Annotated in this window: 11 protein-coding genes; 7 read left to right on the forward strand and 4 right to left on the reverse strand. The window is 65.5% G+C overall.

The genetic code is table 11. The annotated features are described in order from the left end of the window. Nucleotides 1-6 precede the first annotated feature (6 nt). From EN955_RS13360 to hemC, 3 genes are all read right to left on the reverse strand, one after another. Nucleotides 7-1,479 (reverse strand): COG4223 family protein, encoded by a 1,473-nt coding sequence (locus EN955_RS13360; RefSeq protein WP_024503040.1) that lies wholly within the window; start codon nucleotides 1,477-1,479, stop codon nucleotides 7-9. A 109-nt stretch (nucleotides 1,480-1,588) separates the two neighbouring features. Beyond that, complete coding sequence (locus tag EN955_RS13365; RefSeq protein ID WP_024503041.1) at nucleotides 1,589-2,305, reverse strand: uroporphyrinogen-III synthase; 717 nt, start codon at nucleotides 2,303-2,305, stop codon at nucleotides 1,589-1,591. A gap of 1 nt (nucleotide 2,306) precedes the next feature. Next, nucleotides 2,307-3,233 carry a hydroxymethylbilane synthase gene (gene hemC, locus EN955_RS13370; RefSeq protein ID WP_024503042.1) on the reverse strand — a complete coding sequence of 309 codons (927 nt, stop codon included), beginning with the start codon at nucleotides 3,231-3,233 and terminating at the stop codon, nucleotides 2,307-2,309. A 102-nt stretch (nucleotides 3,234-3,335) separates the two neighbouring features. Here hemC and tsaD point away from each other — a divergent pair, with 102 nt between their 5' ends. The 6 genes from tsaD to EN955_RS13400 are packed head-to-tail and all read left to right on the forward strand — an operon-like array spanning nucleotide 3,336 to nucleotide 7,353. Continuing rightward, on the forward strand, nucleotides 3,336-4,421 hold the full coding sequence (gene tsaD / locus EN955_RS13375) for a tRNA (adenosine(37)-N6)-threonylcarbamoyltransferase complex transferase subunit TsaD (protein WP_174299077.1): 1,086 nt from the start codon (nucleotides 3,336-3,338) through the stop codon (nucleotides 4,419-4,421). Beyond that, the gene (locus EN955_RS13380; protein ID WP_024503043.1) at nucleotides 4,418-5,440 is read left to right on the forward strand and encodes an NAD(P)H-dependent glycerol-3-phosphate dehydrogenase; all 1,023 of its coding nucleotides are present in this window, start codon (nucleotides 4,418-4,420) and stop codon (nucleotides 5,438-5,440) included. Before tsaD ends, EN955_RS13380 begins: the two co-directional genes overlap by 4 nt. Nucleotides 5,441-5,471: 31 nt before the next feature. Beyond that, nucleotides 5,472-5,768 carry a YciI-like protein gene (locus EN955_RS13385; protein WP_024503044.1) on the forward strand — a complete coding sequence of 99 codons (297 nt, stop codon included), beginning with the start codon at nucleotides 5,472-5,474 and terminating at the stop codon, nucleotides 5,766-5,768. A gap of 38 nt (nucleotides 5,769-5,806) precedes the next feature. Next, nucleotides 5,807-6,232, forward strand: a complete 426-nt coding sequence (locus tag EN955_RS13390; RefSeq protein ID WP_024503045.1) for an EVE domain-containing protein — start codon at nucleotides 5,807-5,809, stop codon at nucleotides 6,230-6,232. Beyond that, on the forward strand, nucleotides 6,187-6,885 hold the full coding sequence (locus EN955_RS13395) for a methyltransferase (RefSeq protein WP_174299057.1): 699 nt from the start codon (nucleotides 6,187-6,189) through the stop codon (nucleotides 6,883-6,885). Before EN955_RS13390 ends, EN955_RS13395 begins: the two co-directional genes overlap by 46 nt. A 51-nt stretch (nucleotides 6,886-6,936) precedes the next feature. Next, entirely contained in the window at nucleotides 6,937-7,353 is a 417-nt protein-coding gene (locus tag EN955_RS13400; protein WP_024503046.1) for a DUF1761 domain-containing protein, read from the forward strand. Between the two features lie 139 nt (nucleotides 7,354-7,492). On the opposite strand, the gene gcvA is transcribed toward EN955_RS13400, so the two are convergent. Then, nucleotides 7,493-8,428 (reverse strand): transcriptional regulator GcvA, encoded by a 936-nt coding sequence (gene gcvA, locus EN955_RS13405; RefSeq protein WP_024505004.1) that lies wholly within the window; start codon nucleotides 8,426-8,428, stop codon nucleotides 7,493-7,495. A gap of 130 nt (nucleotides 8,429-8,558) precedes the next feature. On the opposite strand from gcvA, the gene EN955_RS13410 reads away from it, so the two are divergent. Next, nucleotides 8,559-8,825 carry a hypothetical protein gene (locus EN955_RS13410; RefSeq protein WP_013528900.1) on the forward strand — a complete coding sequence of 89 codons (267 nt, stop codon included), beginning with the start codon at nucleotides 8,559-8,561 and terminating at the stop codon, nucleotides 8,823-8,825. The last annotated feature ends 14 nt before the right edge of the window (nucleotides 8,826-8,839 follow it).

Below are 8,839 nucleotides of genomic sequence, written 5' to 3' on the forward strand. Positions count from 1 at the left end.
TTGCCCTCATGCCTTCATCGCGCCCGAGATCAGCGCATCGACCTGGGTTTCGACCTCGATGCGCGCCTTCAGCTTGCCGGCAAAGTCGGCGCCCGCGGCCTTGGCGGCCTCGGGCAGCGTTTCATACTCGCTGAGTGCCTTGGCGTAGTCGCCCTGGTTGACCGCCGCCTCCATGCGCGCGACGGTTTCCGGTGCGCCGGCGCCTTCGACGGCGCCGATCGGCCTGACCTTGACCAGCGATTGCGCGCTCGACAGAAGGCTCTGAACGAAGCCGGCATTCTCATCGACAGGCGTCGCCGCCGTGACCATAGCATTGGCGGCGGCATCAGCCTGCGATGCGATCTCGGCGCGGGTTGGAATGCCCTTTTCGGCATAGGGGCGCAGTGCCGCAAGCTGCGGCGCATCAGGCGAAATCGCGGCGAGGGTTTCGAGTTCGGCCGAAAACGGCCCGCCACGCTCAAGCGCCGCCTTCAAGGCCGACGCCGCGATGGCAAGCGCGATCTTCGGCTGTCCCGCCGCCGCCTCGACCTTGCCGGACAGCTGCGACACAGACTGCTCCAGCGCTTTCAGCCGGCCATCCTGCGCGGTCGCCGCCTCGCCGGCCGACTTCACCTGCGCGTCGAGGCCTGCCAGTTTTTCGGTGAGCGGACCAAGATCGACCGGCGCCGCGCTGCCCGCCTTGCCGAGGGCGGCGACCGCCGTCTCGATCTGCGCGACCTTGTCGCCCAGTGCGGTGACGCCGGCCGCGTCGCCTGCTCCACCTTTCTCGACAGCCGATTTCAGCGCCGCGACATCGGCCTTGACCTGCTCCAGGCCCGAGGACAGCCCGACCATCTTCGCCGCTGCATCGCCATTGCCGCCGGCGTCCTTCAAGCCGGCGATTTCGGTCTTCAGCGAGGCGATGTCGCCATTGACGCCATCGAGCGAGACGCCGGCACCGGAACCCGGCGCGCCGAGCAGGCCGGCAAATTGCAGCCCGCCGGCGCCGACCAGCGCGATGACGCCGCCGATGATGCCGGCGGCGATGCCGTTGAGGCCGCCACGCTTTTCAGGGGCTGGCGCCGTTCTCTCGTCCCGTGTCTCGGCTTTCGCCTTGTTGCCGTCGGTCTGCGCTGCCGACGCGTCGTCGAAACCGTAGTCGAAGGTTTTGGCGCGGTTGGGCGGCGCATCCGAACCGGGATAAGGCAGCTCTGGCTCGGCGGCTTTGGCTCCGCCATCCGCCGGCGCTTGCCCTTCCGCACCTGCGGCGCCATCGGCATGCTCCCACGGCTCGAGATCGGTCTGGTCGGCATGAACCGGCTCTTCGGGAACCTCGGGCTGCGAAGCGTTCGCTGCTTCCTCGGCCTTCGCCTCGTCTGTCTGCGCCTCCTGCGTGGCGGCGTCCTCGTCGGCGATGCGTGAGACGGCGCCCGGCTCGAGATCGATGGTCACCGGCTCGCGGCGGCTTTTCGAGTGTCGCATCTTCGGCGTCTTGACCATGCCTGGGCTCCGCACATTCGCTTCGTCTCAACGCCTGGCGGCGCATGATGGTTCAGAAAGGGTCTAGCACATCACCAAGCGGTGAAAAGGGGCGGTGTGATGACGCGGCTCAGCGCGGCGCCTGCAAAAGCGCCAGCAATGCCTCCTCGTCAGGTTGCGCGGCAATGCGGATCCTTTCGCCGGTGGCATCGTCGAAGGCTGCGGCGATCCGCGTGGAAAGCGCAAAAACCCATGTTTTTTCGAAGAGACCGCGCAGAGCGGGCCGTCTTGCCAACATCTGCATCGCCGCCGCCGCCTTGGCTGAATAGAGCAATACCGCGTCGGCAGGTTGCGCCGACAGGCGTTCGAGGGTGACTTCGTCCGGATAACCCACCGTCAGCGTGTCATAGGTCTCGACGGCGTGGACCCGAACGCCCGCCGTCCCGAGCCTCTGTTCGAACGCCGGAAACCGCACGCGCCCGCAGAGGTAGACAATCGTCTTTCCAGAAAAACCGGCGGCGAGAACGTCGGCCAGCGCCTCGGCATCGCCCGGGCCTTCACTGACCGACAAAAACCCCGCTTTGCGGGCAGCTTCCGCAGTCCGCCTACCGACGGCATGACAAGGCAAGGCGGCGAGCGTCGCGATGATTTCTTCCGGCGCATGGCGCATGGCATTGGCGCTTGTGACGGCCACCGCGACGGCATCGTCCGGGATCAGTCCGGCAGCGGCGGGCAACGCCTTTGTTTCGGTCAGGGGCAAAAGAACCGGCTGGAAACCTGCCTCCTCCAGCCGATGCGCTGTGCGCGAAGCACCCGGTTCCGGCCTGGTCACCAGGACGCGAAGCATTTCAGAGCCAGCCGTCGAAGAACTTTTCGCCGGCCCTGGCGCGCACGCTCCGGGCCGCTTCGCCGCCGATGCGGGCGGCGTCTTGCGCCGATCCCTGCAGCTCGACCGTGTGCGACTGCGTGCCGTCGGGCGAGATGATCAGCCCGGCAAAAGACAGCTTTCCGGCCTCGATCGCCGCATAGCCGGCGATCGGCGTGCGGCAGGAGCCATCGAGCGCCGCTAGGAAGGCACGCTCGCAGGCCAACGCCTGGCCGGTCGGCACATCATGAACGGCCGCCAGCATCTTTTCGACATCGCGGTCGCCGATACGAGTTTCGATGCCGATCGCGCCTTGCCCCGGCGCCGGCGGGAAGACATCGAGCGGTATCAGGTCGGTGACGACATGCTCGAGCCCAAGCCGCTTCAGCCCGGCATAGGCCAGGATCGTGCCGGCGGCGACGCCTTCGTCGAGCTTGCGCAGCCGCGTCTGCACATTGCCGCGGAACATCACCACGTCGAGATCCGGCCGCATCCGGCGGATCAGCGCTTGCCGCCGCAGCGACGACGAGCCGACTTTCGCCCCGCGCGGCAGTTCGGCGATCGTCTTCGCCGCTTTGCCGACAAAGGCGTCGCGTGCGTCCTCGCGCGGCAGGAAGGCCGACAGTTCGAGGCCGTCGGGCAGTTGCGTCGGCATGTCTTTCGACGAATGCACGGCGATGTCGATCCGGCCGGCCAGCAGCGCCTCCTCGATCTCCTTGGTGAACAGGCCCTTGCCGCCGGCTTCCGACAGCGGCCGGTCCTGAATGCGGTCGCCGCTGGTCGAGATGACGACCACCTCGAACGCCTCCGCCGGCATGCCATGCGCGGCCATCAGCCGCGCCTGCGTTTCATGCGCCTGCGCCAGCGCCAGCGGGCTGCCGCGTGTTCCGATTCTCAAGATTGTTTGCATGGCGCGCAGTCCGTGATAACCCCCCCGGCAAGCGAGGCTTTTCCGGGGTTCTCCTAACGGGGAAAGCCCCATGATACAATCTTTAGGGACAGCGACGAATTGATCCGCGTGCTGGGCATAGAGACGAGTTGTGACGAGACCGCCGCCAGCGTGGTGGCCATCGACGGCGACGCCGCGCCAAAAATCCTGTCCAACATCGTGCTCAGCCAGATCGAGGAGCATGCCGCTTTCGGCGGCGTCGTGCCGGAAATCGCCGCGCGCGCCCATGTCGAGGCGCTGGACGGCATCATCGAGGCGGCGCTTGCCGATTCGGGTACAGCACTAGCCGATATCGACGCGATTGCCGCCACCGCCGGCCCCGGACTGGTCGGCGGGCTGATCGTCGGGCTGATGACCGCCAAGGCAATCGCCGCGGCGGCGAACAAGCCGCTGATCGCCATCAACCACCTCGAAGGCCATGCGCTGACCGCAAGGCTGACCGACGGGCTCGACTTTCCCTATCTCTTGCTGCTGGTCTCCGGCGGCCATACGCAAATCGTCGCCGTGCGGGGTGTCGGCGACTACCAGCGCTGGGCAACGACTATCGACGACGCGCTCGGCGAAGCCTTCGACAAGACGGCCAAGATGCTCGGCCTGCCCTATCCCGGCGGACCGAATGTCGAGAAGGCGGCACAGGCCGGCAACGCCTCGCGCTTTGCCTTTCCGCGTCCGATGAAGGGCTCGGCCCAGCCCGACTTCTCCTTCTCCGGCCTCAAGACCGCCGTGCGCCAGGCGGCGAGCGCCATTGCGCCGCTGAGCGACCAGGACGTCGCCGACATCTGCGCCTCGTTCCAGGCAGCCGTAGCCGATGCTCTGGCCGACCGTGTTTCTCGCGCGCTGACGCGCTTTCGCGAGACATTTCCCGGCACTAGGAACCCAGCCCTCGTCGTTGCCGGTGGTGTCGCCGCCAACCGCACGATCAAGGCCATGCTGGAGCGGCTCTGCGCCGAGACCGGCTTCACCTTCATTGCGCCGCCACTGAAACTTTGCACCGACAATGCGGCGATGATCGCCTGGGCCGGCATCGAGCGGCTGCGCGAGGGCATGGCGCAAGAGAACGGCTTCGATTTCGTGCCGCGCTCGCGCTGGCCGCTGGACAGCATCTCGGCGCCGATGGTCGGCTCCGGCCGGCGCGGAGCCAAGGCATGAACGAGGTGGCAATGAGCGGCAAAGACACCGCGCCAAGCGGCTGGCGCGTTGCCGTGCTCGGCGGCGGCGCCTGGGGCACTGCCTTGGCTTTGGCCATGCTGCGCGCCGGCCATTTCGTCCGCCTTTACGCGCGCGATCCGGAGACCGTCGCCGCGATCGACCGCGGCGAAAATCCACGCTACCTGCCGGGCATTACGCTCCAGCCCGGCATCGTGGCGACGAGCAACATCCAGGCCACGCTCGACGGTGCCGATTGCGTGCTGGCGGTGACGCCGGCGCAGTCGCTGCGGGCGACGCTGGCGGCCGCGAAGGACCATATGCCGGCCGGTATCCCGCTGGTTCTGTGTGCCAAGGGCATCGAAAGCGAGACTGGCGCGTTGCTATCGGCGATTGTCGAAGAAATCCTGCCGCTCAATCCGGTTGCCGTTTTGTCGGGCCCGAGCTTCGCCACCGACGTCGCCCGCGGCCTGCCGACGGCCGTTGTGGTCGCCGCCCGCGACGAGGCATTGGCCGCCGATCTCGCCGCCCGCTTTTCCGCCGAAAATCTGCGCTGCTATTCGAACGACGACCTGATCGGCGTCGAGATCGGCGGCGCCTTGAAGAACGTCTTTGCCATTGCCGCAGGTGCCGTCACCGGGGCGGGTCTCGGCGCCAGCGCCCAGGCGGCCATGGTGACGCGCGGCTTTGTCGAATTGCGCCGCATCGGCGCTGCCTTCGGCGCCAGGCCCGAAACGCTGATGGGGCTTTCCGGCCTTGGCGACCTGCTGCTGACCTGCTCGTCCACCCAGTCGCGCAATTTCGCCTATGGGTTGGCGCTCGGGCAAGGCAAGCCGCTTGCCGGATTGCCGCTGGCAGAAGGCGTGCCGACGGCGGCGATCGCAGCCCGCATTGCCACCGAGCGCAACATCGACGCGCCGATCATTGCCGCCGTCGCCGCCATACTGGATGGCACCATCACCGTCCGGCAGGCCGTGACGGCGTTGATGACCCGGCCGCTGAAGACCGAAACCAACGATTGATCCCCACGACTTTGAACGATCAGGAGAAAAAATGCTGTTTGCTGTGATTTGCAAGGATAAGCCCGGAAGCCTGCAGGTGCGCCTCGACACGCGGCCCGAGCATGTTGCCTTTCTCGAGGGGTTGAACGGCGACAAGAAGCTGGCATTCGCCGGTCCGTTCCTTGACACCGAAGGCAAGCCGAATGGCAGCCTTGTGGTCGTCGAAGCACCCGACCTGGCAGGTGCGCAGGCTCTGTCGGCGGCCGACCCCTACGCCAAGGCCGGGCTCTTCGAAAGCGTCGAAATCCGCCCGTGGAACTGGACGTTCAACAAGCCGGCGGCTAGTTAAATCCCGGTCGCCCGCGCGATTCCAAGGAGGAGAAAGACATGAACTACTGGCTGTTCAAATCCGAGCCATTCAAGTTCTCCTTCGAGATGCTGAAGGCCAAGGGCAAGGCCGGCACGCAATGGGACGGCGTGCGCAACTACGCCGCGCGCAACAACATGAAGGCGATGCAGATCGGCGATCTCGGCTTCTTCTATCATTCCAACGAGGGGCTGAACGTGGTCGGCATCGCTGAAGTCTGCGCGCTTGCCCATCCCGACACCACCTCGGACGATCCGCGCTGGGAATGCGTCGACATCCGCGCCGTGCAGGACGTGCCGAACCCGCCGACGCTGGAACAGGTGAAGGCCAATCCCAGGCTTGCCGACATGGCGCTGGTGCGGCTCGGACGGCTTTCCGTGCAGCCGGTGACGCCGGCCGAATGGAAGGAAGTCTGCCGCATGGGCGGCTTGACGCCGGCTCCGTGACGGCGCTCACGCCCAACAGTGCCAAACAGTTCATTCTCGACAACACGGCGCTGATGGCGCCGCCGCACGTGCCGGAGATCCTGCTTCATCTTGCCGACGAAGCGCATGACCTGTGGCAGCGGACCGAGGAAGAGCTGGTCGAAATCGGCCTGCCGCCGCCCTTCTGGGCTTTCGCCTGGGCCGGCGGCCAGGGCCTTGCCCGCTATGTCCTGGACAATTCCGGCACGGTGCGTGGCAAGCACGTGCTCGACTTCGCTTCCGGCTCCGGCCTTGTCGCCATCGCCGCTGCCAAGGCCGGTGCCGCCAAGGTGATCGCCTCCGACATCGACCCGTTCTGCGCCACCGCGATCCGGCTCAACAGCGAGATCAACGGTATCGGGACCGAATTCCTCGGCACGGATTGCATCGGCACCGATGCAGGTTGGGACGTGGTCCTGGCCGGTGATGTTTTCTATGACAAATCTTTCGCTGACCGGCTGGTGCCATGGTTCGCAACGCTGAAGGCGCGCGGCGCCGAAATCCTTGTCGGCGATCCCGGCCGGTCGTATCTGCCGAAGACAGGGCTGGAGCCGCTTGCGGTCTATGAAGTGGCCGTCACGCGGGCGCTGGAGGATGCGCTGGTCAAGCGCACGACCGTCTGGCGGTTCGCTTGACGCGATCGCCGAACAGGCGTTCCATCATATCCAAATCAGAGGGGGGAGCTCATGGATTTTTCAGCAGTGAACTGGCTGGCGGTGGTCGCTGCCGCAATCGTGGCGTGGCTGTTCGGCGCCGCCTGGTACATGAGCCTGAGCAAGGCGTGGCTGAAGGCCGCCAAGCTCGATCCGGCCACGATGAAGAAGTCGCCGCTGCCCTTCGTCGTCAGCTTCATCGCCGAACTGGTCATGGCCACGATAATGGCGCTGGTCGTCGGCGCGATGACCGGCGGCGAGCCGACATGGCTCGCCGGACTTGTCTTCGGCTTCGTGCTCTGGCTGGGTTTCGTCGCCACGACGCTCTCGGTCAACCATCGCTACGAGAATTTCGGCTGGGACCTGACCCTCATCGACGGCGGCCACTGGCTCGGCGTGCTGCTGATCATCGGCGCCGTGATCGGCTGGTTCGGCGCGGTGGCAAGCTGAGTCAAGAAGGGAGTAGGGCAGTAAGGCAGTAGGGGAATAGGGGAGCAGACGGCACCGACGCCTATCCCTACTGCCCTACTGCCCTACTGCCCTACTGCCCTACTGCCCTACTGCCCTACTGCCCTACTGCCCTACTGCCCTACTGCCCTTTATCCGTGGTCCGCGTCTTGGCGACTTCCTCTAGCATCCATTCGCGAAAGGCGACGATGCGCGGATCGTCGGCGGTATTCTCGGGATAGACCAGGAAATAGGCGAACTCGGGCGCCACCCGCAGGCCGAGTTCGAAAGGCTGCACCAGCCTGCCCTGGGAAAGGTCGTTCGCCACCATGGCGAAATCGGCGAGCGCGACGGCATTGCCGTCGAGCGCTGCCTGGACAGCATCCGTGGAGTTGCCGAACACGACGGTCCGGCTGTCGTCGAAATCATTGATGCCGGCCGCCGCCATCCACATCCGCCAGTTCGGCCATGTCACGCCTTGCCGCGACCATTCGATATGCGCAAGCGTATGGTTGAAAAGATCGCGCGGCTCGCGCAGCGGCGGACCGGACGTCAAAAGGCTCGGGCTGCACACCGGAATGAGGATGTTGTCGAACAGCCGGTGGGTGCGAAGGCCCGGATATTTGCCGGCGCCAAAACGGATGCCGACATCGATGTCGTCGAGTTCGAAATCCCGCACTTCATAGGCAATGTCGAATCGCAACTCGATATCGGGGTGACGCTTGCGAAAATCGTCGACGCGTCGCATCAGCCATTTTGACGCGAACTGCGCGTCGAGCGTTACCTTCAAAAGAGCGGTGCCGCGCGTCAGCTTTTGCGCCCGCGAAACAGCCCGGCCAAGCAGGTCGAGCGCGTCCGCCGAGGCGTCTAACAGCACCGTTCCCGCCTCGGTGAGCCGGATGGTGCGGCTGGTGCGCGTGAACAGCACCAGCCCGAGCTGATCCTCGATTTCCTTGATCTGATGGCTGACGGCGGCCGGTGTCAGCCCAAGCTCGTCGGCGGCACGGGTGAAATTGAGGTGCCGGGCCGCCGCCTCCAGCGTCCTCAAGGCACGAGTCCCAGGCAGAAGACGAGCCATCCTATCCTCAAAGAAAACTTGATGATCGAGAGAAAACTACTCGTTTCCTACAGAGATTTCAATCTGGCATGATCTGTCCATCGAAACATCATCAAGCCGGATTTGATATTCGGGGAGAACGGAGCACACCATGTCCATCATCGTTTTGAATTCGTCCGCACATCGTCCGAACTGGCTGGCCGAAACCCTCGACTGGTTGCGTCACGCCCGGGTCGCGATACGCCTCCCCCGCCGCGATACTGCCTACCAGAACGTCGAGGATCTCTCCGACCGCCAACTGCGCGATATCGGCGGCGCGCGCCGTGATGTCGCTCGCGCAATGGACAAGGAGCTTGGCCGGCTGGGCCTGCTCGACATCGGCTGGCAGAGACCTGGCCGTAGGGGAATAGGGGAGTAGGGGAATAGGGGAAT

The organism is Mesorhizobium sp. M7A.F.Ca.CA.001.04.2.1 (assembly GCF_003998485.1).
Taxonomy (GTDB): Bacteria; Pseudomonadota; Alphaproteobacteria; order Rhizobiales; family Rhizobiaceae; genus Mesorhizobium; species Mesorhizobium ciceri.